This is a genomic window from Psychrobacter sp. PP-21, from assembly GCF_033790785.1.
Classification (GTDB): Bacteria; Pseudomonadota; Gammaproteobacteria; order Pseudomonadales; family Moraxellaceae; genus Psychrobacter.
In genome coordinates, this window is sequence record NZ_JAMYEB010000007.1 from 1 (window position 1) to 26,282 (window position 26,282).

At 43.8% G+C, this 26,282-nt stretch carries 25 protein-coding genes and 1 tRNA gene; 15 read left to right on the top strand and 11 right to left on the bottom strand.

The window, feature by feature from the left end; all coding sequences use genetic code 11:
* Window positions 1-131: 131 nt before the first annotated feature.
* The 4 genes from NJD71_RS07645 to NJD71_RS07660 all read right to left on the bottom strand — a co-directional run bounded on the left by NJD71_RS07645 (window position 132) and on the right by NJD71_RS07660 (window position 2,458).
* Window positions 132-533: a hypothetical protein gene (locus NJD71_RS07645; protein ID WP_319051364.1), complete on the bottom strand. Its 402-nt coding sequence runs from the start codon at window positions 531-533 to the stop codon at window positions 132-134.
* Between the two features lie 109 nt (window positions 534-642).
* Window positions 643-1,002, bottom strand: a complete 360-nt coding sequence (locus NJD71_RS07650) for a SirB2 family protein (protein ID WP_319051365.1) — start codon at window positions 1,000-1,002, stop codon at window positions 643-645.
* A 74-nt stretch (window positions 1,003-1,076) separates the two neighbouring features.
* Window positions 1,077-1,397, bottom strand: a complete 321-nt coding sequence (locus NJD71_RS07655) for a BolA family protein (RefSeq protein WP_319051366.1) — start codon at window positions 1,395-1,397, stop codon at window positions 1,077-1,079.
* Between the two features lie 248 nt (window positions 1,398-1,645).
* Window positions 1,646-2,458 carry a M48 family metallopeptidase gene (locus NJD71_RS07660; RefSeq protein ID WP_319051367.1) on the bottom strand — a complete coding sequence of 271 codons (813 nt, stop codon included), beginning with the start codon at window positions 2,456-2,458 and terminating at the stop codon, window positions 1,646-1,648.
* Between the two features lie 575 nt (window positions 2,459-3,033).
* On the opposite strand from NJD71_RS07660, the gene NJD71_RS07665 reads away from it, so the two are divergent.
* A tRNA-Gly gene (locus NJD71_RS07665) sits at window positions 3,034-3,108 on the top strand.
* A 223-nt stretch (window positions 3,109-3,331) separates the two neighbouring features.
* Window positions 3,332-4,735, top strand: coding sequence for a Na+/H+ antiporter NhaC family protein (locus tag NJD71_RS07670; protein WP_319051369.1), 1,404 nt, complete (start codon window positions 3,332-3,334; stop codon window positions 4,733-4,735).
* Between the two features lie 27 nt (window positions 4,736-4,762).
* Here NJD71_RS07670 and NJD71_RS07675 read toward each other — a convergent pair whose 3' ends face one another.
* Complete coding sequence (locus NJD71_RS07675) at window positions 4,763-5,668, bottom strand: LysR family transcriptional regulator (protein WP_319051370.1); 906 nt, start codon at window positions 5,666-5,668, stop codon at window positions 4,763-4,765.
* A 137-nt stretch (window positions 5,669-5,805) separates the two neighbouring features.
* On the opposite strand from NJD71_RS07675, the gene NJD71_RS07680 reads away from it, so the two are divergent.
* The 4 genes from NJD71_RS07680 to NJD71_RS07695 all read left to right on the top strand — a co-directional run bounded on the left by NJD71_RS07680 (window position 5,806) and on the right by NJD71_RS07695 (window position 9,046).
* Window positions 5,806-6,186 carry a DoxX family protein gene (locus NJD71_RS07680; RefSeq protein WP_057761496.1) on the top strand — a complete coding sequence of 127 codons (381 nt, stop codon included), beginning with the start codon at window positions 5,806-5,808 and terminating at the stop codon, window positions 6,184-6,186.
* Between the two features lie 346 nt (window positions 6,187-6,532).
* Window positions 6,533-7,246: a pirin family protein gene (locus tag NJD71_RS07685; protein WP_319051374.1), complete on the top strand. Its 714-nt coding sequence runs from the start codon at window positions 6,533-6,535 to the stop codon at window positions 7,244-7,246.
* An 89-nt stretch (window positions 7,247-7,335) separates the two neighbouring features.
* Complete coding sequence (locus tag NJD71_RS07690; RefSeq protein ID WP_319051376.1) at window positions 7,336-8,286, top strand: pirin family protein; 951 nt, start codon at window positions 7,336-7,338, stop codon at window positions 8,284-8,286.
* A 148-nt stretch (window positions 8,287-8,434) separates the two neighbouring features.
* Window positions 8,435-9,046 (top strand): nitroreductase family protein, encoded by a 612-nt coding sequence (locus tag NJD71_RS07695; RefSeq protein WP_319051380.1) that lies wholly within the window; start codon window positions 8,435-8,437, stop codon window positions 9,044-9,046.
* Between the two features lie 177 nt (window positions 9,047-9,223).
* Here NJD71_RS07695 and NJD71_RS07700 read toward each other — a convergent pair whose 3' ends face one another.
* The 3 genes from NJD71_RS07700 to nadR all read right to left on the bottom strand — a co-directional run bounded on the left by NJD71_RS07700 (window position 9,224) and on the right by nadR (window position 11,888).
* Window positions 9,224-9,661, bottom strand: a complete 438-nt coding sequence (locus tag NJD71_RS07700; protein WP_319051381.1) for an Mpo1 family 2-hydroxy fatty acid dioxygenase — start codon at window positions 9,659-9,661, stop codon at window positions 9,224-9,226.
* A gap of 243 nt (window positions 9,662-9,904) precedes the next feature.
* Window positions 9,905-10,636 carry a nicotinamide riboside transporter PnuC gene (pnuC, locus tag NJD71_RS07705; RefSeq protein ID WP_319051382.1) on the bottom strand — a complete coding sequence of 244 codons (732 nt, stop codon included), beginning with the start codon at window positions 10,634-10,636 and terminating at the stop codon, window positions 9,905-9,907.
* Between the two features lie 109 nt (window positions 10,637-10,745).
* Entirely contained in the window at window positions 10,746-11,888 is a 1,143-nt protein-coding gene (nadR, locus tag NJD71_RS07710; RefSeq protein ID WP_319051384.1) for a multifunctional transcriptional regulator/nicotinamide-nucleotide adenylyltransferase/ribosylnicotinamide kinase NadR, read from the bottom strand.
* A gap of 532 nt (window positions 11,889-12,420) precedes the next feature.
* Between nadR and NJD71_RS07715 the strand changes: the two genes are divergently transcribed.
* From NJD71_RS07715 to NJD71_RS07730, 4 genes are all read left to right on the top strand, one after another.
* On the top strand, window positions 12,421-12,633 hold the full coding sequence (locus tag NJD71_RS07715; protein WP_319051385.1) for a PspC domain-containing protein: 213 nt from the start codon (window positions 12,421-12,423) through the stop codon (window positions 12,631-12,633).
* 480 nt (window positions 12,634-13,113) lie between these two features.
* Window positions 13,114-14,076: a glycine--tRNA ligase subunit alpha gene (gene glyQ, locus NJD71_RS07720; RefSeq protein ID WP_319051478.1), complete on the top strand. Its 963-nt coding sequence runs from the start codon at window positions 13,114-13,116 to the stop codon at window positions 14,074-14,076.
* A 9-nt stretch (window positions 14,077-14,085) separates the two neighbouring features.
* Window positions 14,086-16,179 carry a glycine--tRNA ligase subunit beta gene (gene glyS, locus NJD71_RS07725; RefSeq protein ID WP_319051386.1) on the top strand — a complete coding sequence of 698 codons (2,094 nt, stop codon included), beginning with the start codon at window positions 14,086-14,088 and terminating at the stop codon, window positions 16,177-16,179.
* Between the two features lie 276 nt (window positions 16,180-16,455).
* A complete protein-coding gene (locus NJD71_RS07730; protein WP_319051387.1) occupies window positions 16,456-16,764 on the top strand; it encodes a hypothetical protein in 309 nt (102 codons plus the stop codon).
* Between the two features lie 94 nt (window positions 16,765-16,858).
* Here NJD71_RS07730 and NJD71_RS07735 read toward each other — a convergent pair whose 3' ends face one another.
* Both NJD71_RS07735 and NJD71_RS07740 read right to left on the bottom strand, forming a co-directional pair.
* Window positions 16,859-17,320, bottom strand: coding sequence for a cell division protein ZapA (locus tag NJD71_RS07735; protein WP_319051388.1), 462 nt, complete (start codon window positions 17,318-17,320; stop codon window positions 16,859-16,861).
* Window positions 17,321-17,426: 106 nt separating this feature from the next.
* Window positions 17,427-17,867, bottom strand: a complete 441-nt coding sequence (locus tag NJD71_RS07740) for a hypothetical protein (protein ID WP_319051389.1) — start codon at window positions 17,865-17,867, stop codon at window positions 17,427-17,429.
* Window positions 17,868-18,079: 212 nt separating this feature from the next.
* On the opposite strand from NJD71_RS07740, the gene NJD71_RS07745 reads away from it, so the two are divergent.
* From NJD71_RS07745 to NJD71_RS07755, 3 genes are all read left to right on the top strand, one after another.
* The gene (locus tag NJD71_RS07745) at window positions 18,080-18,733 is read left to right on the top strand and encodes a UPF0149 family protein (RefSeq protein ID WP_319051390.1); all 654 of its coding nucleotides are present in this window, start codon (window positions 18,080-18,082) and stop codon (window positions 18,731-18,733) included.
* 91 nt (window positions 18,734-18,824) lie between these two features.
* A complete protein-coding gene (gene argE / locus NJD71_RS07750; RefSeq protein ID WP_319051391.1) occupies window positions 18,825-20,075 on the top strand; it encodes an acetylornithine deacetylase in 1,251 nt (416 codons plus the stop codon).
* Window positions 20,076-20,196: 121 nt separating this feature from the next.
* Window positions 20,197-20,934: a LysE family translocator gene (locus NJD71_RS07755; protein ID WP_319051393.1), complete on the top strand. Its 738-nt coding sequence runs from the start codon at window positions 20,197-20,199 to the stop codon at window positions 20,932-20,934.
* A gap of 181 nt (window positions 20,935-21,115) precedes the next feature.
* On the opposite strand, the gene miaB is transcribed toward NJD71_RS07755, so the two are convergent.
* Window positions 21,116-22,609 (bottom strand): tRNA (N6-isopentenyl adenosine(37)-C2)-methylthiotransferase MiaB, encoded by a 1,494-nt coding sequence (gene miaB, locus NJD71_RS07760; RefSeq protein WP_319051394.1) that lies wholly within the window; start codon window positions 22,607-22,609, stop codon window positions 21,116-21,118.
* A 347-nt stretch (window positions 22,610-22,956) separates the two neighbouring features.
* On the opposite strand from miaB, the gene NJD71_RS07765 reads away from it, so the two are divergent.
* Both NJD71_RS07765 and NJD71_RS07770 read left to right on the top strand, forming a co-directional pair.
* A complete protein-coding gene (locus tag NJD71_RS07765; protein ID WP_319051395.1) occupies window positions 22,957-25,089 on the top strand; it encodes a lytic transglycosylase domain-containing protein in 2,133 nt (710 codons plus the stop codon).
* Window positions 25,090-25,611: 522 nt separating this feature from the next.
* Window positions 25,612-26,253: a hypothetical protein gene (locus NJD71_RS07770; RefSeq protein WP_319051396.1), complete on the top strand. Its 642-nt coding sequence runs from the start codon at window positions 25,612-25,614 to the stop codon at window positions 26,251-26,253.
* Window positions 26,254-26,282: the final 29 nt, after the last annotated feature.

A 26,282-nucleotide genomic window follows, 5' to 3' on the forward strand; every position in this document is an offset into this window, starting at 1 on the left:
GGCTTGTTTTAAGATGTTAACGATTTGGTTGTCGCTAAAACGTGTCTTTTTCATAGGATTCTCCTGCTGGTGTATTTTAGCAGTTAATCTCTATTCAGGAGTGTTCTTATTTTTCGGGGGGATTACCAAGTCTATTCACCATAAATTTTAACGCCATTGGCAAAGCTACAGCGCTGAATACGGGCAGATTGGATAATCGCATCACGCTCACCATATAGACGCGAGAGTTTTGCATCGCGTGCTTTGGTGCTGTTGCTTTTGCCAACGCCAAAGCTGATATTAGGAGAGATACCCCAACGTCCTGCAGAAATGCCCACCCCCACGCCTGAGGTTGACAAGGTGGATTGCTCACTGCGAGCGGCTTCAACATAGCGGTTGACGCGCGCGTACTCTTGACTGAGTGCTTGGCAATTGTAATTTTGATAAGTGCTTGGCGGGACATATTGCGGTGTGACATTACCAGTAGAAGCACAGCCTGAGAGCGCAAAGATGCCAGCTGTTACCAGTAGGGTCGCTGTCGTAAACGTTTTCATGAAGGCTCCGTTAGGCTAAGTAATTGTATTTATGTCTATTTAAGATAACAAATACTGCATCATTAAGATATTAAAAAATATTGAATACTCACTAAAAAGGTAATGACAATTAGAATAAATTTGCTGGTTTGGCAAAGGCAAGTATGACGATACCGAGATAGGCAACTGTCGCAATAAGAATCCCTGTCTTTCTCTGAGCTGGTGTTGCATGAGCGTTAAAGGCTTTGATGCTAGAGCTAATAGCAGCCACAAGCAAAATAATCTTAGCAAATACCCATTGTAAAGGGGCATTAGCACTCATTAGCTGCATTAGCATTACGGCACCTGACAAGATGAGCACAGCATAGATGATATGAGTGGCTATTTTGACCACACGCGGTGCACGTCTGTCAGCGCTTAGTACCAGATAACTTTGGTATAGGAATAGTACAATGGTCAGCGCTGCCATTAACATGTGTAGATGTTTCATCGAATCTTGCTCCCTTCAGCATTATGATATGCGAGCATACTTAAACTGTTTGATTTTTATGAACGTGCATCGTGCTATTTGTTTTGACCCGCACATAATGGACTGTTTGGGCTTTGACCTTGCCACTCTGTTGGCGTATAGGCGTGAATGGCTAGCGCATGTACCTGACCACCTTGTGAGGTTAATAGGGAATTGACTAACCCATATATCAGTTGGTGACGCCCGACCAGTCGCTTGCCTTCAAAAGCATCACTGACGATAGTTAGTTTGAAGTGGCTCTCTTTGCCTTCGAAGTAGCCAGCATGGGACATCGACTCATTGATTAGCTCGATATGCTGCGGCTCTAGCGCTTGTAGTTCAGTGTGAAGTGCATCGGCGGTAGGTGTGGTACTCATAACAATCCTTCAATATATATTGCCCAAGTCTATTGGCAATCTGCAAATGATATCTACTGGCATTATAGCAGAGACAGCAGTCGGTATAGCGTACGATCAGAAATCATACAATGCCTAGCGCCAAGTAAAAAAGCAAAGCACGGCGCACTGGCTGTACTTTGCTTTTTTGGACTCTATACACGCATTATTTTATGCTTGGTCTCTCAAATTTAGTCTCTTATGCAGGCATAAGAGTGGTTAGTCGCATATTAACGACGTGATTGTTGGTATAGTGGCGTGACCTTTGGCATCAACGACTGTAGCTCAGAGATACGGCTGCTGCTCGTTGGGTGAGTGCTTAAAAATTGAGGTGGCTCGCCTTGGCTGGCACGTTGCATTTTTTGCCATAGTGTAATAGCAGCCTGCGGGTTGTAGCCTGCACGCGCCATTAGCTCAAGTCCGATCTGGTCGGCTTCACTTTCTTGAGTACGACTGTGCGGACGGCTCAACCCTAGATCACCAGCTACGCTTGCGATCTGAGCTTGACCTTGTGATAGACCGAAGATACTAGCAGCCACACCGATACCTGTCTGAGTGGCATACTCGCGTGAGATACGTTCACGTGAGTGCTCGCGTAATGCATGAGAGATTTCGTGACCCATAATAGCGGCAATCTCGTCATCGGTCAGATTTAGACGATCGATAATACCTGAATAAAACATAACCTTACCGCCTGGCATCACAAAGGCGTTTAGCTGATCAGATTTGATTGTGTGGACTTCCCACTGCCATTTTGCAGCATCTGTACGATAAACACCTACTTGACCAACCAAACGATTCGCGATGTTCTTTAGACGGTTGAGCTGAGCGGTATTGGTGTCTAGAACGCCTTTTGCTCTTGCTTCTTGTAATGTCTGCGCGTAGCTCTGTGCCGATAACTGTAGTACCTGCTCGCTGGAGACCAATAATAACTGCTGGCGATCAACACCAACGGCACCCGTATTGGTGGTGCTGGTACAACCGGTCAATGTCAGTGCCGACAACGAAGCCGCCATCACTGTGGTGGTCAATAATTTTTTCATAAAAATATCCTCTCGATAAGCGGTAAAATTAAAATCATACAAAATAAATAACAGTAAAATAGATGGCAACGTTATTTGTTATTGCTCTTTTATTAATGTTTGTTCATCTATATAGATAGTGAAAGTCTACCTGAACTCTTATTGTAGATAAGTATAATAATGTTAACTGACTAAAACCAAGGTAGAAAAAGTAACAATAGAGCCTATGATTGTAAATGAGTAAGATATTGCTATAAGTAAGGCTTGGCTTTGCTTCTTTTTCTCTATGAGATTTTTATTAGTACATATAAACGAAAAATACTAGGTAAGTAGCAGGTTGCAATAGTAGAAAGCATTAGATCAAAAGAGTGGGACTGTAATATGCGATATTTAATGCGAAATAATTTATATTTTTCTAAAAATAAATTATTTTGTTAAATCAATTATTTGTGTCTATTTACCTAAAATACAGGGAGTTTAGTTGATAATATTAGACATAAATTTTAAAAAAGGTGTTGACACCTACAGAATATTTGCTAGAATAGCCAGCCTATCGAGACGAAGTAGTTGTTAACAACACGACGATTTGATAATAAGCGGGAATAGCTCAGTGGTAGAGCATAACCTTGCCAAGGTTGGGGTCGAGAGTTCGAATCTCTTTTCCCGCTCCAAATATGGCTTGAAAAAGCGCAAAAAGCCTCACTTCATAGTGAGGCTTTTTTTTATGCTTAAAATTTGTCTTAAAACATATGCTAAGCAGCTAGTAGAGACATAGCAAGTCAAAATGGAATTTCTACAGAGCAAAAGAGAGTAGCCGTCATGATCGCGACAGATCAGGCGTATAAACCTAGACATCTACGTAGTTTAAACCTGTAGGCAACATAAGGGCACCTCATGCCACCAAAACCCCTCACATTAATCAGCGCCAAGCTCGCCTTTATTATATCCGCCATCGTTATCGCGATCATGGGCATCACCATGATCGGCTTTGGCTGGGTACCGCACCTGTCTCTTATCTTGGCCATCTGTGTACTGCTGGCTATCGGTATGTATAAAGGTCTCAGCTTTGACGACATGCAAGCGCAAATGGCCTCAGGGGTCATGCGCGGTATCGGTGCCATCTATCTGTTCTTCTTTATCGGTCTCATGGTGGCAGCTCTCATGATGTCAGGAGCTATACCCACGCTCATGTATATAGGCTTTGAGCTGATCTCACCTGAGTACTACTATATCTCTGCCTTTGTCTTAACCTCTATTATTGGTATTGCCTTGGGCAGTAGTTTGACGACGGCTGCCACTTTGGGTGTGGCGTTTATTGGGATGAGTAATGCCTTTGATGCCAATGTGGCGATAGCAGCGGGGGCGGTGGTATCAGGGGCGTTCTTCGGTGATAAGATGTCGCCCTTGTCTGATACTTGTACTATTGCGTCTTCTGTAGTCGGTATCGATCTGTTTGAGCACATTCGTAATATGATGTATACCACTGTACCGGCATGGATACTGACAGTAATTCTGTTTTGGATGTTCTCAGGGCAGACGACCAGTGCTGATCTGAGTCAGGTGACTATATTACAAGGACAGCTGATAGACAGTGGTCTAGTACATGGGTATTCAGTACTGCCTTTTGTAATACTGGTTGGGTTAGCACTGTTTCGGGTTAATGCGATCTATACGATTATCTGTACGATTGCTGTGGCTCTGATCATTACTTATGTACATAGTTCACCAAGCTTTGGTCAGTTGGGTGGCTATCTGTTTGCCGGCTATGCACCCGCTGAGTCATTAGAGCTGGGTGAGGTGGGTGGTATACTGTCACGCGGCGGTGTACAGAGTATGTTCTTTACCCAGGCGATTGTGATATTGGCATTGAGTTTGGGTGGGTTGTTGACGGCACTAGGGATTCTACCAGCACTGTTATCTGGTATTAAGAATACACTGACGACATCAGGACGAGCGATATTTGCGGCGGCGATGTCGGCGCTTAGTATCAATGTATTAATCGGTGAGCAGTATTTGAGTATTCTATTATCAGGTACGGCGTTTCGGTCAACGTTTGAGCGTTTGCAACTACATCCTAAGAATTTGTCGCGGACGATTGAGGATGCAGGAACGGTGATCAATCCATTAGTACCGTGGAGTGTGTGCGGGGTGTTTATCAGTCAGGCACTAGGGGTGCCGGTATTAGAGTATCTACCCTATGCGTTCTTCTGTTATTTGTCATTGCTACTGACGCTGCTGTTTGGGTTTACGGGGCTGACGATTAGTCGGGTGAAAGAGGGGAAGAGTGCCGATGCGTAACCCTTACGGTTCTATTTAATAGTGCTATCAATACTTATCCCAATAAGGATGATCGCCAAATCGCTCTGCAATAAGGTCAATCAAATAACGACAACGCTGCGATAAAAAACGATTCTTTGGATAAACGGCATATGCTTTTAATACAGGCAACTGGTACTGCTGGAAGACAGGTACAAGTTCACCTCGTGCCAGTTCATTGTAGGCAATAAACGTAGGTACAAAGGTAATGCCGTGTCCCTTTACTGCCAAATCAACTAAAAACTCACCATTGGTGGCTTTTATTTTGGCATCGATAGTACGGTGATGTTTTTTGCCCTCAGCGTCCACCAGCTCTATACTGCTCGTTTGACCAAGACTATATTGCAACAGTTCATGATTGTCTAAATCATCTAGCGTTTCGGGTACACCCATCCTTGCCAGATAGTCAGGACTGGCACAAATAACACAGCGTATCAATGCTAACTGTTTGGCCTGATAGCTAGAGTCGCGCAGATCGCCGATGCGAATTGCCAACTCATAACCTTCTTCAATCAAGTCGATACGCCGATCAGAAAAATCCAAATCAAATCTCAGATTGGGGTGCTGATTGGCATACTCATCAATCACATCATTCAGATGCCTGACCCCAAACGATAATGGTGCCGTCATTTTGAGCGTTCCCTCGACACGCATGGGAGCTTCACTAGTGTTTTCATTGACCGCATCGACTGCTCGCAAGATATGATTTACCTGCTGATAATACTGCTCACCTGCTTGGGTCAATTTAGAGTGGCGAGTGGTACGGCTGATCAATTGACTGCCTAGGCGTGCTTCTAATTCTTTGAGACGACGACTCACGGCTGACTTTGCGATATTCAACTGCTCAGCCGCTTTGGTAATGCTACCTGCTTCGACAATGCGTACAAACATTGCCATATCTTCTAGTTGTCCCATTATCGATGCCTCATGATTGTTCTTACCCCAAGAACTTACATTTGTGATTATTGCTGTTTATTCTATGCTAGTCAACGCCTATAATCGCGCTATTCTCTACTTAGAGACATGATTAAACACACTTTTGGAGCATTATTATGGACAAATTACAGCAATTTAGCGCACCGCTCGGTCGTCTATTATTATCAATCATTTTCATCTTTGCAGGCATTGGTAAAATCACAGATTATGCGACTACTCAAGGCTATATGGAGTCAGTAGGTGTGCCTGGTATGTTACTACCATTGGTAATCGCGTTTGAGGTACTAGGTGGTATCGCTATCTTGCTAGGTTATAAAGCTCGTCCAATCGCTTTCTTGTTTGCCGGGTTTAGCATCGTGTCAGCTATTATTTTTCATCAGTTCTGGACTGACGAATCACAGATGATCTCATTTATGAAAAATATTTCGATCGCAGGTGGGTTTTTGATGATTTTTGCTCATGGTGCGGGTGCTTACTCAATAGACAATAAGCGATAAGCAGGCAGTAGTTGAGCTACCTCTTATAAGCTTACGAAGAACAATCATAAAGGGGTAGTTTAAAATAAAGAGCGTCATGAACATTTTCACAGAAAATTTCAACAGCAGACAGTTTTTTATATAAGCATAACTTAAATTAATTTATATAAAGTTAGCTGTGCTAATATATGTAAAAAATCTATATTACGTTAAAACTGCTCTGATTGTTCTACTAAACAGAATAGTTAATTGCATTTAGTGTTGTTTATCTATGTAGAATTAATAATTATAATAAGCCCATTGTTTAAATAGATTAATCGATAATAAGTGTATAGAGGATTAATCTGTTGATAGCTAAGGACAAATTATGAAAACAACCTATCATGCAGCAGACTCACGTGGTGACGCCAATCATGGCTGGCTTAAAAGCCGTCATAGCTTTAGCTTTGCCAATTATCATAATCCTGAGCGTATGGGGTTTGGTGCTTTACGCGTCCTTAACGATGACTTTGTCATTGGTGGTCATGGGTTTGGTAGGCATTCGCACCGTGATATGGAGATCATCAGCATTCCTTTATCTGGCAAGCTTGCACACAAAGACAGTATCGGCAATAAAGGCATGATCGAGACTGGTGAGATCCAAGTCATGTCAGCAGGCACAGGCATTACCCATAGTGAAATGAATGGTGATAGTGAAGAGGCCATGGCGTTTCTACAAATTTGGGTAATCCCAAATAAGATGAGTGTGACCCCTCGATATCAGCAAATACCTATGGGCGATATCATGCAGCCTAATGCGTTCAGTCAAGTGCTGTCACCTAATGCTGAGGATGCAGGCGTTTGGATTCATCAAGATGCTTGGTTTAGCATGGGGGAATTTGATAAAGGGGTGATGAGCAGTTATCAACTAAAAAACCCTAGCAACGGTGTCTATGTTTTTGTTATCAGTGGTCAAGTCGTGATAGATAATAATGTTCTGGCCAGTCGAGATGGTTTGGGTATTTGGGATACTGAGAGTTTTACGATGGATGTGCCAGCAGCTGCAACAGTATTGGTGATGGAAGTACCGCTTTTTTTATAAGAAGTACTGCTTTTTTATAGAGAAACGATAGCGATCAACAACTCATTATCAGTAACCGTATTGATGTTATAGATACCAAGAGGTGGGCCATGACTATTAGCACTTTAGAGCCACGATTGACAGATGTTGGCGGCGTTCCTATCGCTCGATTGCTACCGAACAAAGGCAAACAACCCATCGGTGCTTGGTGCTTTTTGGATCATGCAGGTCCGGTCGAATTCGCGCCAGATGATTCAGGGGTACAAGTTGGACGTCATCCGCACACCAATCTACAGACCTTTAGTTGGATGATAGAGGGTGAGATATTACACAAAGATAGCCTAGGTAGTGAGCAAGTCATCACCAAACACCAAGTTAATGTCATGACGGCAGGTACTGGACTGACTCAAGGCATCAGTCACACAGAACAAAGTGTATTTTTGCATGATGATGTAGGCGCTGCTGACTCAAGCACAGCTACACGCAATATGAACATGGTACAGCTGTGGATAGCCCTACCTACTGACCAACAGATTGAACGCAGTTTCAATCATTATCCAGAGTTACCAACATGGACTGAAGATAATGTTGAGCTGATTCTGACCACAGGTAACTATACAGCTGCCTCAGGCGAGCACTATCAAGCGCCAACATTGCAGTACTCTAAGATGGTCGGTATCGATGTGCACTTCCTAGAAGATGGGGATGTGACACTGGATTTAGAAGCCAGCTTCGAGTACGGTGTTTTGGTTATTATTGGTGAGCTGGAGTCCGAAGGTAAGGTCTATCAAAAAAACCAGCTGTTACGTTTTCATCGTACAGATGTCGCCAATAGTACCAGCATAAGATTGGTAGCAAAAAAAGGCACACGTCTGATGTTTATTGGCGGTGAGCCTTTGAATAACAAGGTACTGCTGTGGTGGAATTTTGTCGCTGACAATAAAGAAGCGCTCAAGCAATCGATTAACGATTGGAACAATGGTCATGAACGCTTTGGTGAGATCGATTCTGATATGAACCGTCTTGTGGCGCCAGAATTGCCTGAAGGGTTCAAAGGATAACGTCACGAATGATAGTTTCCATCCAACGAACACTCATAATTTTTTTTGATAAAAACGACATATGGGTTTAATACCATTAAGCCTATAATAAAGAAAAAACGATAACTTATACCAACAACTATTAATATCAACAACGTGGAGCAACACTATGTCAGACCTAAAAACACTAAAACAGCTAGCAGAAAAACGCCGTTCAATTTACGCGCTTAGCGACCAGTTACCAGTATCTAATGATGAAGTTGTAAAAGTAGTTGAACATGCTATCTTGCATACACCATCATCGTTCAACTCACAGTCAACGCGTATTGTTGTATTGTTCGGTGATGACCATCATAAATTGTGGGACATGACTGAAGATGCATTGCGCGTAATCGTCGGTGACGAGGAAGCATTCAAATCTACCAAAGATAAAATTGCTGGTTTTAGAGCGGGTGCTGGTACGGTGTTGTTCTTTGAAGATCAGGCTGTCGTCAGAGGCATGCAAGAAGCGGCACCTTTGTATGCTGATAATTTTCCGATTTGGTCAACCCAGACCAATGCAATGCACCAGTACGTTATTTGGACGGCGCTTGCAAGTATTGAGGTTGGCGCAAACTTACAGCACTACAATCCAGTGATTGATCAGAAAGTTGCAAGCACTTGGAACATCGATGCAGACTGGGAGCTCAAAGCCCAGTTGGTATTTGGTAAAATCGAGCAGCCAGCAGGCGACAAAGCGTTCAAGCCAGTTGACGAGCGTCTAAAAGTTTTTGGTGCTTAAAATATAGGGCGTTATTGTTTTTACTTAAAAAACGTCCTAGATTAAGTACATATAAAAAAGCGCCACCTGATTGTCAGGTGGCGCTTTTTTTATTGATGATAAAGGTTAAAGACGGCGCAGCGATACTGAATGTTTGCAAAATTTGGTATTTGCGAAATTCATCCGCCAGAATAATAGCTATTTGCGCTGCATTAAACTATCGGCTACCCATGCTGGACCGATCATCAAGAATTGTAGATCTTTAAAGAATGAAGGTTTTTTCCCTTCGATTTTATGACCGATGAACTGCCCAATCCAAGCGACGATAAAGACAGCTGCCCATGCTTTAAATCCCCAAGGCATGGCTGCTATGACTGACAGACAGATCAGAATGAACATACCCATCGCTAAAAACAGCGGCGTCGATAAGCGCATATAGAACAGTAGCACTAAGGCGCTGAGCACCAAGGTGAACCAAACAGACATTGACATGCCCATACCTAACAGACTGACAAAAATCGTTGGTACACATAGCCAATGGATTTTCTTATTGACCAAGTTCTGATGACTGACAGAGTACTCACTAAGCCATTGCTCAAGCGTACGCTTAGACATTTTGGGTTGATGACGTGACATACTAACCTCCCTGTTAGTGATTGAAATAAAGGGCTGATATTTGTTACTCACTCAAATATCAATATGATGTTTGATATCAGTTGTAGCATTAATCGCGTGTATCTACCATTTTATCTCATAGACGGCACAGTCAAATTTGGACAGGTTGCTAATGTCATGTTGGCAACATTTGTCTCAATGTCTTATGTGTTTCCAAATCTTATGTGTCTTAAAGTCTCATACAGTTTTTTGTAGCTGATGTTATTAACCACGTTCGCTACGATGCCACTCGTACAGACCGACAAATGCATTGACCTGATAAACCATGGTTTGAATAGCAAAAATATAGTTACCAGACATGAGATTCACAATGAGCCAGACAAAGTTCACGATGATCCATAGCCACCAGTTAAACGAGTAACGCAAAATCATGGCAGCCTGTGCAGTAATAGACAACACAAATGCAATGACATTGATCCAAAAAAAGGAGATAAACCCTAAAAATTTACTGTTGTCATCTTCTACGACCGCATATCCATAGCTCGTTAGCAGATCATTGATAGTAGGGAATAGCGCAAGACCAATGATGATAAAAGTTGCAGTGATCAACCAAACCGCTTTGCTCGCTGACTTGGGGATCATATCGCCATCAGGATCCGTGTGCTTGGACCAATAAAAGATGCCGTATACGTGGGTAAAAAAGTTAAAAAGTGGTGCCAGCATCAAGCCCACTGCGCCAGACGTTGCCTGTACGATAACCTCACCTGCGGTTGCCCCCATCCCAAAACCATTGCCCATGACATTTTTGCGAAATGATAGTGAGACCACACAAACCAAGCCAATAAATGAGACAGCCAAATAAAACCAATCGAGCGTGGTATGGTCTGTTGTGAGCCAAAACCCTGCGGACAAGGCAATGACCCCGCAAATAAACCAGATGACAATCCATTGCATTGCCCATTTTCCGGTAATGTTGTCCAATAGTTGAATACGCATAATTTTTTCCTCTAAAATAAATACTGATATCAATATGTTGCTAACTGTCATGCGCTAGCTGAATAACATGCGCTCGTAAATAAATTATTATAAATATACTCTGAATTTTTTATGGCTTTTTGCCGTAGACATGTTGATCGATGAACAATAACGCTTGTTGATAACGAGCATCATAATCAGGTTGGTCTATCATATGCGGCGCTATATCGTGACGCGCAAAAATATCTACCAGACGCTGCTCAAACCGTCCACGTGCCTCAGGTGTACCCAAAGAGCGCATGCCGTCATCGATCCATGGCGTATTGTTATCCAGCATAATAGTGAGGTCTACACGAAACTCATCAATACAGGCAGCCACAAAAGGGTGGGTGCGACCCTCGTACTCTTCACAAAATGCCTGCGTGGTCACAAAGTCAGTATCAACGATGGTGACAGGCGCAGTCGCATGGGCTTTGGCCTCTCGTATCGCTTGCGCATGGTCGAGAGAGATAGGGCCATAATCGCTATATTGCAGTCCAACCTCACTACCACCCAAGTCTGTGCCGACATACAAACGACCCATCTCCAGTGCAAAGCTGGCACCGTAATAATTAGCCAGCTTATGTACCAGTGTCGTCTTACCTGAACTTTCACCACCAACGATAGCGACGGTCTTGGTATAGTTAGCGCGGGCCTCTGGATGAATCGCTGACCAGTGAGTGACTGGATCACGAGCAATCGCATACGAGTCAAACTCAGGCTGTAGCGCTGTCGTGACCACTTGCAAAATCAACTGCTCTTGTACATCACTCTGCGTTAGCGGGTGGTTATCAGCCATAAATAATGCTGTCTCTGCAGGTAGTGCTAGTGCGTCCATCAAACGCTGCAGTTTGGCATTACTAGTAGCCACGTCAATATTGATATCTTCATTGTTATCATAGAGGTGCTCGTGAAGAGGTAACTCTATCTCATGAGTCGTATGAATATGAATAAATGGCAGATCTGCACAGGCCATCTGTAGCCAGCGCGCTTTGTCTTGCAACGTAATAGCAAAATCTGGATGCGGTGAGGGATGCGTCATAATGACAATGTGTAAGGTTTTTGCCTGTCCTGCTGCTTCTAATATGCTACGCATTTGCCCCAAATGCAGCGGTTCAAAATGCCCAATCATCAATCCCGTATCGTACATGGTCGTCCTTATTTTTATTTTATCTTTATAGTCTGTCTCAGTTTTTATGATGAGTTTTCTAAAATCTGAGTTGTCCATCAGCATGGTATAAAGGTTTGAGTGGATTTGCAGGTAGGTTATTGTAACTCTGACCTATATCTGACTTTTTCGCACATTATTCTATCTTCAGCTGGCTATTTTGAACGGATAGTTTATTGAATTTATCAATGGCAAATTGGGCGTGGCTTACCGGTAATTTATTGATAACTGGTTGGGCAGATGAAGATTTTTTGATAGCTTCTGATGATTATTTTCGTTATTAAATTACTGTTTATCTCTTTGATTAAATTAAAAAATAATAAGAATTGGAAGGTGTTGTTGTAAGGATTAAGCAACAAAGGTAATTTTGAAACATTTTGAAATAACTATTTAAAATCAGGGGTTTGCGCGCAGTTATGACAGATTAGGGTAAGCTTAGGTATCATAAACTCACAAAGTACGTCTACAGCGTCAACAGATAAATACTAAAGAGTTGATATACTTATTCATAAGTTAGCAACACAAAGTTTTTTTGACATATAGAAAAAAGCAAAAAAAGAATAAATATATAAAAACAAACATTAGAGAGGTATTTAGTTTGGCTAAGTTAGCAAAGTTACATCGCTCACAAAACAATCGTATGATAGCGGGCGTAATGGGCGGGATCGCAGAGTATGTTGGTTGGTCGCCAACGTGGGTTAGATTACTTTTTGTGATTATCTCATCGTTGAGTGCAGCAGTACCTGGTATCTTGATTTACATCATACTGTGGATAATCATGCCAAAAGCCAATAGTGGGTCTTATCAGTGATTACGCTTTGATAAGTTTTGAAATTAGAATTTAAAAGCGCTAAGTTAAAGAGCTAAGTTGTAAACGCAGTTAAAAGAACAGCAGTACCTTAAAAATAAAAAGCCTGAATAATCAGGATGCCCAAGATACAATTTTCCTCCTGCCCGAATGCTCACGCATTTGGGTATTTTTTTGTCTATCTTAACCATATCTCTCACCACATCTTTTAATGATGATTTGCCTTTCATGATTATTCGACCAAAAACAGTCGTATAGCGACGTGTTTGTGTTCACAATGCAAATTTAGTTGACGTAAATATGGATAAAATAGTCAATTTTTAGTAAGGTGAGCAGGCAAATAGAGTCGTTGCCAAAATGCGTGGCGAGTGCTATCAGAGATTTAGTTAATAATACTCATTTCACAGTGGCTTTACTATGAATACCCAAACTATGACATCCGAAGCGACAACCCCAATGACACAAGATAAAAACTCTCAACCGATGACCTTTCAAGACTTAATCCTAACCCTACAGAATTATTGGGCTGACAAGGGCTGCGTTATATTGCAGCCTTATGATATGGAAGTCGGCGCAGGCACCTTTCATACGGCAACTTTTTTGCGCTCGTTAGGTCCTGAGCGTTGGAACGCAGCTTATGTACAGCCATCACGTCGTCCTACCGATGGGCGCTATGGTGACAACCCAAACCGCTTGCAGCATTATTATCAGTTTCAGGTGGTGCTAAAGCCAAATCCACCTAACATTCAAGAGCTATATTTAGACTCACTACGTGCCATTGGTATTGACCCGTTGGTGCACGATGTGCGTTTTGTGGAAGACAACTGGGAATCACCGACGCTAGGCGCTTGGGGCTTGGGCTGGGAGATTTGGCTAAACGGTATGGAAGTGACGCAGTTCACGTACTTCCAGCAAGTTGGCGGTATTGAATGCTTCCCAGTGACAGGTGAGATTACCTATGGTCTTGAGCGTCTAGCTATGTATGTGCAAGGCGTTGATAGCGTTTATGATTTGGTATGGGCAGATGGTGAGTTTGGCCGCGTCACTTATGGTGATGTGTTCCATCAAAACGAAGTTGAGCAGTCGACCTACAACTTTGAGCATGCTGATGTGCCAATGATGGGCGAGATGTTTGACTTTTATGAGCAGCAAGCCGACAAGTTAGTCGAAGCTGGCTTGCCATTGCCTGCTTACGAGATGGTATTAAAAGCCTCTCATGCCTTTAATTTGCTGGATGCACGCGGTGCGATTTCAGTCACTGAACGTCAGCGCTTTATTCTGCGTGTGCGTACCCTTGCGCGCAAAGTTGCCATCGGTTATGTCGAAGCTCGTGCCAAATTGGGTTTCCCATTGGCAGATGAAGCACACCGTGCCGAAGCACTTGAGAAGTATCTACCAAAAGAAGTAGCAGACACTGACAACAATCAATCTACTAATAAAAAATAGGAGCATCCCATGAGTACTATTCTATTTGAACTGGGGTGTGAAGAGCTACCTCCAAAAAGCCTAAAGCCATTACGTGATGCCTTACAAGCCAGTGTCACCCAGCAGCTGACTGACGCTGATATCAGCTTTGACAGCATCAAAGCCTTTGCCGCGCCGCGCCGTTTAGCGATTCAAATCGAGGGCATTAGCGACAAGCAGCCTGATCGTACTGAGCAAAAACGCGGACCAGCAATCAAAGCCGCTTTTGATGCAGAGGGTAATCCAACGCGTGCGGCCATGGGTTTTGCCAAAGGTCTAGGTATTGACGCCAGCGAGCTTACGACGATTAATACCGATAAAGGTGACTATGTCGGCTTTGAGCAAACAATCACTGGTCAAGCAACTACGGAGCTACTGCCAGCTATTTTTCAGACCGCATTAGATAGCCTACCGATAGCCAAGCGTATGCGCTCAGGTAGCAGCCGCAATGAGTTTGTCCGTCCCGTACAATGGGCAGTATTGATGCAGGATGCTGCTGTTATTGATGCGACTATTCAAGGGCACCAAACAGGCTCGCAAACTCGTGGCCACCGTTTCCACAGCCCTGACTATCATAACATCGCTCATGCCAATGACTATGAGCAATTGCTAGACAGTCTAAAGGTCGTGGTAGATTTTGATAAACGCCAAATGCTGATCAACAACCAAGTCAAAGCATTGGCAGGTGAGGTCAATGCGGACGCTATCGTACCGCAGGACTTGCTGGACGAAGTGACTGCATTGGTTGATTTTCCCATTGCACTAAGAGCGAGCTTTGAAGCGCGTTTTTTACAAGTGCCGCAAGAAGCGCTTATCTCGACTATGCAGGCCGATCAAAAGTATTTTTGCTTGACCGACAAAGCAGGTAAGCTGCAGCCGTACTTTATCTTTATCACCAACATTGAATCAAAAGATCCTAACCAGATTATTGAAGGTAATGAAAAAGTTGTGCGTCCACGTTTGGCTGATGCTGAGTTTTTCTTCTTACAAGATCAAAAGCAGCCATTGTTTGCGCTTACAGAAAGTCTGAAAACGCGCGTCTTCCAAGACAAGCTGGGTACGATCTGGGAGAAATCTGAGCGTATTGCTAAGCTTGCAGCATTTGTCGCCACACTGATGCAACAGCAAGGTCACGATATCAATGTCGATGACACTGTACGTGCTGGTATCTTGTCCAAAGCAGATTTGGCCAGCTCACTCGTTGGTGAGTATCCTGAATTGCAAGGTATCGCGGGCACGTATTATGCGCGTTTAAACGAAGAGCCTGAAGCAGTTGCGGCAAGCTTAGAAGAGCAATACCTGCCTAAGTTTAGTGGTGATGTGCTGCCGCAAACACCAATTGGTATTTGCTTAGCATTGGCTGATCGCTTAGATACATTGGTTGGTATTTTTGCCATTGACCAAGCACCAACGGGCTCAAAAGATCCGTTTAGCTTACGTCGTTCTGCCATTGGTATTTTGCGTATTTTGATTGAAAAGCAGTTGCCTATTAATTTGGTAGCGCTCGTTGAGCAGGCGATTAAAGGCTATAGTAATGCCGAGGGCAGCAAGATTGCTAAGATGGGCGATACCTTTACTCAGGTTATGGCGTTCTTGAACTCGCGCTATCGTGCGATGTATACAGAGCAAGGCGTCAGCGTTGATACGATTCAGGCAGTGCAAGCGATTAATCCGCATATGCCGCTCGATTTTGATCAGCGTATCCGTGCCGTACAAGCATTTGGCGAGTTGTCGCAGGCGTCGATGTTGGCTGACTCTAATAAGCGGGTAGCCAACATATTGGCCAAGTCAGAAACCAGTGTTGCTGACACGGTTGATGAAGCGCTACTGTCTGAGCCTGCTGAGCAAAATCTATATGCAAATGTGAAGCAAGCACAGACGAGGGTACAACCGTTGCTTGAGCAAGCAGACTACACCCAAGTATTGCAGACATTAGCGAGCTTAGATAAGCCACTGACACAGTTCTTTGATAATGTCATGGTCAATAGCGACGATGCGGCATTGAAGAATAACCGCTTGGCACTATTAAAGCAGGTTCGCGCTCTGTTCTTGACCGTAGCTGATATCAGTGAGCTACAGCTGTAGCGGTCAATCTTTAATCGTAGATTTTGATAAAAACTGGCTCAATGTGGCCAGTTTTTTGTGGTTATGGACCAGCGTCATTTTCTATTGTCATGGGTTGTTACCTACGGTCAATGGTAATTAAACGGTAAAGGCATTGTGCCATTACCATTATTGACGGTAAAATTTACGTTATCAAAGCGTATGAAACAGTCATTAGCGTAGCCAGTTTTTGTACAGCTATTAGCTTGGTTGCTTTTGATAGCCATCACGCTTATCCGTAATCAAAGGAGCACAGCCGTGTTTGCCGTTATTATTGTCATTCTCATTATCTGGGCTTCAATGTGGGCTTTTTATAAGTTTATGTACCCACGAGCACCCAGAAGCATGATGCCACAAGAAGGAGATATCACCACACCGCGACAGTGCAATTTTTGCGGTCATAGTTTGGCTGAATATCGCGGCGTACTTGAAACTAAGCCTAGCTTAGGAACAACTAGCGATGGTAATACAGCAGCTGATATTACAGGCAGTCAGGAGTTGTTCTTTTGCAATTATGAGCATCAAGCGGATTTTCATGCGGGCAAAACCTATCAGCCTTACTCATAATTAGGGTCATGACAGAGCAATGCTTGGTTGCTTGGTCGCATAAAAAAGCGCTTAGTCGTCATGACCTAAGCGCTACTATACATTACCTATCAGTTTATAAAATCGAGTGTGCATCTTTCATGATTTTATTTAGCAATGCTTGTGATTGTTTCTCGTGTTGCAGGCGATCTTCATCACTTCTCTGATTGGCATGGATTTTTTCGTATAAGTTTAAGCAGCACAGTACCAGTATGCTTTCTTGACTCAAGCTTGGCGCTTCTCTTTTTAGGTCAAGTGCATAGTTGTTTATATAAGAAACCGCTGATAGTAGCTCTTCTTGCTCATGTACAGGACAAAAAATAGGGTAGGTAACCCCTGCAATCGCAATATCTACTTTTTTGATTTGTGGTTCAGGTGTATTCGTTGTCTTGGTATTGGCTTTCGCTACTGTACTTGATGCGGTGGTTCCTGCTTGAGCTGATTTTTGGGCTGGCAATCCTTTGCTTGGTGCTTGAGAGTGCGGTGTTGGGTTGTTTTTTGGCTGCTTTTCTATCGATTTGCTTTGGTCATCGGTCATGATAAATCCTACAATGTCTGGTCAGTGAAATGAGTGATGTGAGATATAACAAGTGGCAGTTTGACAAACAGTATCTCTTTGCATGCTACCTCTACTAGAGGGTGAATTAGCCTTCTGCCTGATCGATACGAGTTAGGCGTTGTAATACCACTTGCGTGCGCTCAGCTGCCAGCTGATTTTTCTTTTGCAGCTCACTGTTTTGATGTTTGATATCGCTGTACTGCTGCTTTAGTTCATTATTATGTTTTTGCAGCTCGCTGTTTTGTTGTTGTAGTTGGCTGATCTGTTTTTGCAGCTTGTCTTGTTCTTCACCGATCATATGATGCGCTTCAGCGAGACTTTGATAGCGTTTGTCGAGATCATTCAGTTGTTTTTTGGCTCCATCACGTTCGCTATGGCTACTATCAAGCTGAGTCTTTAGGGCGGTGACTTCTTTTGCATCAGTAACAGGGTTTTGTTTTAGGCTGCTAAGTTCAGCACTGACAAGCTGATACTGTTTTTTGATGTCGAGTACCATTTTTTCTAATATTCTAAGTTGATCATACATAGTCAGTTTTTATCCTTAACAAGTAAGCGTGAATGAATTTTGTTCGCTGCATTTAATAATGCCATAGGTGACCGCATAATATCTATATCAACAAAGTAATTACAAGCACGAGATTTGGTCTTTTTACTTTTATTTACCGGTAATCTGTCCCTGACATTTTATCGAGTTTCTTTTTATTTTATGAGTCATACTCAATTACTAGGACATCTGTTATGAATGATAATATCTCTGGCTGGAATATTTGGCTAACGGCTTTTGATGACTGGACTGATGTGTCCATCAGCGAAGTGCATGGCTTGATGACAGGGCTTATGACCGCTTGTAATGCACCTGATGAAGCCACTTGGGCAAAGGTGTTCGAAGAGCTGAGCTTTGCACCACTACCAGAGGCTGCATTGACCTTATTGGCAGAAGAAGCAGAGGACACCGTGTTTCAGTTAAAAGACAAAGATGATGCCTATGCGTACATGCCGCTTATCCCTGATGATGAACATGATTTGTACGAGCGCGTGATGGCATTGAAACAGTGGTCGAACGGGTTTATGACCGGTTTTGGTATTACCGATTGTGGTTTGACCAGTGAAGAGAACGAGATGCTCTCAGATTTGGCTAAGATTGGGGCGATTCGTTTAGAGGAAGACGAAGACTTCGAAGGTGGGGAAGAGTCTTATCTTTATATCTACGAGTTTGCCCGTATGGTGCCAGTGAGTTTTGCGACGCGTAAACGCAAGCATGTGAAAGACATTGCGTTGATTGCTGGACTGTCTATCGATGCTAAAACCACCAAAGAGCTACAAGCAGAAGGCAAGTTACCAAAACCAATGCCGCCAGTGGTGGATGTGATGAATCATAACAATCCATCATAAGACGAATCTGATCAATCATAGTTTGTGAGAATTAGTTTTTAAGAAGTAGTTTGTGAGAAATAGCTCTTAAAAATCGTAATAAGGATATTTTATGATCCAAGATACTAATGTCAATGCTAGCAATGACGAACAGTTAAGCCATGCTACACACCCGAGTAATAGCCTTGATTGGCTAACGCGCTTGATCGCCTTTGACACGGTCAGTCGACATTCCAACTTAGCATTGATTGAAGACGTGCAAGCGTACTGTGAGCAGTTGGGTTTGGCGGTGGATTTGACCTTTAACGAGGCAAAAACCAAGGCTAACTTGTTTGTGACCGTACCCGCTGGCGAAAATGCTGACCAAGTAAACAATGGTCTTGTGCTGTCTGGTCACACTGATGTGGTGCCAGTCGATGGTCAAAACTGGACATCAGAGCCATTTACCGCGACGATACGTGGTGACAAACTATACGGACGCGGTGCGTGTGATATGAAAGGCTTTATCGCTTGTGCGCTGACGATATTGCCACAAGCCGTGCAGTTATCGAATAGTGGTCAGTTGCGACGTCCGTTGCATTTGGCACTGTCGTTCGATGAAGAGGTAGGCTGCTTGGGCGCACCATTGATTTTGGCAGACTTAAAAGCGCGTGGCATCACGCCTAATTACTGTATCGTCGGTGAACCCACCAATATGGCGATGGTGGTCGCACATAAAGGTATTGCGGTTTATCGTTGCCGTGTCCATGGCAAATCAGCGCATTCGTCTTTGATTGCTCAAGGGGTCAATGCAATCAGCTATGCTAGCAAATTGGTAGGCTATGTCGATACGCTAGCTGAAGAGCTGAGCGCTCGTAACGACGCTTTGGAAGACGGGGATGCATTGTTTACCGTGCCTTATTCTACCTTATCAGTAGGGACTATACACGGCGGCACAGCTACCAATATTGTACCCAATCTGTGCGAGTTCACTTTTGACTATCGTAATCTGCCGCACATGACGCAAGACGATATATTGGTACCGATTCAAGCAAAAGTCGCTGAGCTAAATGCCCAAATGCAAGCACGTGCGCCTGAGACGGGCATTGAGCTCATGCAAGAAGAAAGCGTCCCTGCCATGACCGATAGCGATAGCGCTGAGTTACAATCGTTAATCGCTGCGCTGACAGGGGATGACGAGCGTCATAAAGTCGCCTATGCCACAGAAGGCGGTCAGTTTACCAATGCAGGTATTCCAACGATTATCTGTGGTCCTGGTAGTATTGAACAAGCGCATAAAGCAGATGAATATGTCGAACTCATCGAAATCGAACGCTGTGATGCTTTTTTGCAAAAACTACTAACGAGCTGCACAAGTAAATAATAAACATATGTATATAATATGAGCAAGTACAAATAATACCGCCTAGATGGCGGTATTTATTTTTTGGCAGTGTAGCGGATCGCATCAGAGCCGCTGATATATAAACAGTAGAGGTGGGTTGATGTCTTGGCATCTGTTTGCAGTATTTTTCGCAAGTACGTTTTTGATTTCCGCGACGCCAGGTCCCAATATGTTACTGGCGTTTCAGTATGGCATGAACTATGGCGTCAAACGAACCTTATGGACGCTGGCAGGTCTGAGCCTTGGCTTGTTTGTATTACTGCTATCGACACTGCTTGGATTGGATGTAATCAGTCGTCAGTCACCGTGGCTACTGACAATCATTAAAGCCGTAGGTGCAGTATACTTAATCTATTTGGGTATCAGCTCTTGGCGCGATGCTGGCGACAGTAGCTTGATGAGCGATGCCAAAGAGTTGAGTGCGGAGGTAGAGGCCGACTATGCTGACTATGCTACCTCGGAAGGTAGGGTTGATGTGCCAAAGCCGCGTTCGCTCTCTAGTGCTGCTACTAGAATAGCGCCGAGCAACACGACCTTGTTTCGTACTGGCGTTTGGGTATCACTATCTAATCCGAAAGCTATTTTATTCTTTGCTGCTTTTTTTCCTAAATTTATCAATTTCAGTGCGCCACTATGGCCACAATATGTCCTATTGACCATCGGCTTGTTTTTGAGTGAAACGATTTGGCAGATTGTATATACGCTAGGTGGCAAAAAGCTGGCAAGTTGGCTCGATGTTGGTAATCGCTTAGCTTGGCTCAATCGTGGTTGCGGAGTAATATTTATCATTATTGCAGCTGCTTTATTAGCTGAAGTTATAAATAGTTTTATGGTGTAAAAAATATCGATAATCTGATTCTAAAATGCCGCTGTGAGACCAAACAGCAATTGCGTCAGACGGACTGGCTATCAAAATAACGCTGGCTGACATCCACGCACAAAAAAGCCGTTCGCTATTATAGTGAACGGCTTTTTTATTCTTGCTCAAACTTATAACTTAACCATTGTTACCTTAACCACTAAGCCAATACTTCGATTAGCTCACCTTTCACCATGTGCGGGCTGACGAAATCAGTAATACGTACGCTGACGAGTTTACCCAACATCTCATTCATTTTCTCAACATCATGAGGGAACATGACGGTACGAGTATTATCTGCCGTACCGATTAAGCAATCAGGATGACGGTTGGCGACTTGTTCAACCAAGACGCGAGTCGTAGTGCCGACCATTTCATGAGTTTTGGCAAGCGTTGAGTCAATGATGACTTTCTGGAATTCAGCCAAGCGAGCTTTCTTGGTGGTGAAGCTTACATCATCTGGCAACTCAGCGGCTGGCGTGCCTGGACGTTTAGAGTAGATAAAGCTATAAGAGTGATCGAAGTTCAACTCTTTTGCCAAGTTCAATGTATCTTGGAAGTCTTGTTCGGTCTCACCTGGGAAGCCAATAATAAAGTCACTCGATAAATGAATATCTGGACGAATGGCTTTTAGCTTATTAATCTGGTTAATATAAACATCGATTGTATGGTTACGCTTCATCGCTGCCAAGATAGCGTTTGAGCCACTCTGAACCGGTAAATGTAAGTGTGAAACCAGCTCTGGCAATTGTGCGTAGGCATCGATGATGTCATCAGTGAACTCTAGCGGATGGCTAGTCGTATAGCGAATACGCTCGACACCATCGACATGCGAGACATAGTGCAACAGCTCAGCGAAACGGCAAATGCTGCCATCGTCTTTTTCGCCACGATAGCCGTTGACGTTTTGACCCAACAGGTTGATTTCACGGATACCTTGAGCGGCAAGGCTGTCAATCTCTGCCAATACGTCATCAAGTGGACGGGATAACTCTTCGCCGCGGGTATAAGGTACCACGCAAAATGAGCAATATTTTGAGCAGCCTTCCATGATAGAGACAAATGCTTTGTAGCCTTCTACTCTTGGCTCTGGTAAGAAATCAAATTTTTCGATGCTAGGGAATGACACATCAATCGTACCGATACGGTTTTTAGGCGCGATTTCACGCTGTTCGTTTGATTGATCGTATAGCTCTGGCAGGCGATGCAAGGTTTGCGGGCCAAACACCATATCGACATAAGGCGCGCGCTTTTGAATGTTATCGCCTTCTTGTGAGGCTACGCAGCCACCGACGCCAATGACAAGGTCAGGACGTTTTTCTTTTAGCTTGCGCCAGCGGCCGAGTTCTGAAAAGACTTTTTCTTGCGCTTTTTCGCGAATAGAGCAGGTATTCATCAGTAGTACATCGGCCTCATCGATATTATGAGTGACTTCCATACCATGCGAGTCACCCAATACATCTAGCATTTTGCCAGAGTCATAGACATTCATCTGGCAGCCTTGGGTGGTGACAAAGACTTTTTTGGTCGTTGATTTTTCGACAGGTGCTTGGGCTGAACTTTGTTCTTTGAGTGCGGTGACAGCACGTGCAGTGACAGTCGTCTCAGCAACAGCATCGTCATCGATGCGGGGATTGAATACAGTAACACTCATAAGGATAAGTCCATGATTGACCAAAAATATAGCGGAGTAGCCGATTAACAGGTGGCGTATTTTATCACAACCTGGTGCCAATGTGAAAAATTAGCATCGACTATCAGCCGTCAATAAGACAAATAATTCATAGTAGTATCAATTATTTACTACTATTAGTGGGGTTTTTTACCGAAATAAATACTCTTCATCACTTCTATGTTACACCGTGCTGTCCTATTTATTAACAAAAGGTAAAGGAGATAGTTGAAAGCACAATGAGTATAGTATGATGACTGCTATACCCTTGGCGGTACTTAGCGAACCGTTATTCAAATACTCGTAGAGAGACAATAAAGAGAGTCAGTATGACAAAGTTGCGTGTTGCGCATAGCATCAAGGATGAAGAATCTACCAGTCAAAAGCAGATGTCAAAACGACTTACAGTGGGGACGTTACGCATGAGTGCACTCAGCGTGGCGACCGCAGTGAGCGCGCTTGGTGTATCGCAAGTTGCCTGCGCGGAGCTGACGTGGGGTGATAACGAGAGTTACCAACAAGAAAGTAACTACCAGCAAAATTATCAGCAAGACACCAGTATTGATTCATTTATGGGTGCTGCAATTGCTGCAGACCGTGGTGACGTGAGTGAGCTCTATAACTATGAGCAAGTCATGAGCGGTGGTTTGTTTGCCATGTATCCTACTTACTGGCGTATGAATTTAGACTTGAACTCACAAAGCTCAGCGGCCGTTTCACAGTTTGTGCGTCAGTATCCAGACACGGTGATGGCGGAAAAACTAGTGGCTGACTATGCTGAAACTAAGGCTGGTTCTAATGATTATGCCTCGGTCAGACAAGTTGCCAATCTCATTACCAATGCTGATGCTAGCGAGCGCTGTGCGGTTGCACTTGGGTTCAACAATGGCGGTGACACCATGCGCGCTATGGCAGCCAAGTCTGATGTCTGGCTGACTACCAAAAAGCAGCCTGCGTTGTGCGATCAGTTAGCGATGGAGATGAATAATAATGCGCTGATTAGCAATCAGGATCGCGCCTCTCGTCTCAAGCGTATGCTACGCACTGGCAAAACAGGCGATATCATGGCATTGTCCTCACGCCTAGGTACTCCGATTGCTTATTCTGCGCTGAGCGAAATTCAGCTCAATCCATCATCATTTTTTAGTCGATTTGGCCGTGAACCTGCCAGCCAGACCAATCAATACCTGTATTTATACGCAATCGGCCGAGTCGCTGACAAGTCTTATCGCGAGGCGGCGATCCAGTTAGAGTTTGATATTAGACAAGACAATCAGCGCTCAGTCAGACTATTAAACGACGAAACCCGCCGCTATGCGTATCGTACGCTTGGCGTCAAGCGCATGAACCACAATACAGATGATGGCTTTAATGCTGAAGCAGTGGAGTGGTTTCGCAATAGCTTAGACAATGATTTTAACTTTGAAGAAGCAGAAGATTATGCCATGGCGGCGATTCGTTTCGGTCGCTGGGATGACGTCGTAGAAGCCATCTCAAAAATGGATGGAGAGACTCAGAAAGAGGCGCAGTGGCAGTATTGGCTGGCTCGTGCTTATGAGCAATCAAGCGATAGTAGCAAGCGTAATACTGCCAAAAAAATGTATCAAAATATCGCAAAAAGTAATGATTACTATGGCCTAATGGCAAAAGATAGAATCGGTCAACGTTTCGATGCTAGCCGTCTCGGTGGTAGCAATTTGCCTAATGTCAGTACCGCTGACCGCGCTCGTGTCATGCAAGATGGTAATTTTGCTCGAGCTTTTGCCTTATACAATTCTGATGCTAGCCGAGGGTATGCCAACCGCGAATGGAACTGGGCAGTAAAACAAGCGCGTGATAAGCGTGATGACAACTTAATCATAGCTGCTGCTCGTCAGGCTTATGATATGGGCTGGCTCGATCGAGCGATCTATGCGGTGGATAATACCGATAGAGTCAATAGCTTAGCGCTTTCGCATCCAATGCCGCATCAGAGTGCAGTGGTACGTTATAGCGAGTCAGCGGGCATTGATCCAGCGTGGGCTTATGGCATCATGCGCCAAGAGAGTCGCTTTGTGACCTCTGCGCGCTCAAACGTAGGCGCGAGTGGACTGATGCAAGTCATGCCTGATACCGCAAAATATATCGCTCGTAACCTAGGCGAGACGTATAGTGCGAGCCGTGCCAATAGCGGTGATACCAATATCCGCTATGGTACGTGGTATATGGGTGATATCTTAGGCAAGCTAAACTATCAGCCAGTATTGGCAACCGTAGGCTACAATGCTGGTCCCAATAACGCCAAACGCTGGCAGCCAGTTTATGGTTCGCTGGCCGCAGATCAGTATGTAGAGTCGATTGCATTTCCTGAGACACGTAACTATGTCAAACACGTGATGGAAAACGCCACTATTTATAGCAGTCTGTTGGGTCGTGGGCAGCCAATTAGTCAGCGTATGGGTACAGTGCCTGCTTCATTTTAGCCAGTGATGTTATAAACAATAAACCACTAATAATTTTTTGTTAGTGGTTTATTTTTGTACACTAGATTGTTTGACCAGTGATCAATGACTTTATAGACCGTTATTTTATATGTAGTCGTTTATCAGTTGTTTCATACATAGTCATCTGATAAATACCTGTCTGATCAGTACGCAATTCTTGACGAAGGCGACAACGTTTACGTTTCTGCTATAGATTAAAAAAGACGTTTTGTTAACATTACTTTAGTTAGTGTCCATATTTTTTCAGCCTTACTCTGAAGTTGTGCTATGTTTAATGTTTTGGACACGGTGATTCGAGTAGCATTCTATGTTTTACCACTGCTAATTACCTTTAGTCTTATGATCAAAAAATTTTTCAAACTGTCCGTATCGTCGAAAGCTAACTATTCATTACCGACTCAAGCGCAGCCGTTATTACATATGAGAGAACAACCAAACGCAAAAGTTAAAACATCCAATTCCTTAGAGCAGTTTCGTACGAATTTGATAGGCAGGCAACACATGAATAACATCAATACGACTGCGAGCTTCGGTGCCTTGTTACTTATACAAGGCCTCATGCTGATGCCAGCACATGCTGCTAGCACTAATAAAACAGGTCAGCGCGTATTGATGATCGAGATGACACCTGCATTATGCAGTATGCAGCCGACCAGAGCTCGCATGCGCCAGTGTCTAGAAGGGTATTCATTGACAGTGTCAGGTTTAGACATGGGATACGGCGAGCGTTGTGGACGCGGTAGTGAGCCGCGATTAACGCCTCTACAACTAAAAGTCGTCAACCGTATCATGCCTGACACAACAGTACGCAGCCAAACGTGGCAGCGTTACGGCGCGTGTAGTCCACTCAGTGCGAGCAGTTACTTTCGCCAAATCACCAACTATGCAGGCGGGTTAAAGTTACCCAATGAGCTAAATACGGGTAACAGCTATACGGTTTCTAAATCACGGTTTATCAGTCAAATGACACGTCTGAACAGTGGCATGTCATCGAGTAGCGTTGATCTTATCTGCCAAGAAGGCAGTCGCCGTCAGTCAATCCTGACTGATATACATGTCTGTTATGAAGGTAGCCGTTTTGACTCTTGTCAAAATGTTGTAGATAATTGCGGTAGCCAATTTATCATTTCAGGGGGCAGATAGGCTTTTATTTAACTATTTTTTAGATAGTC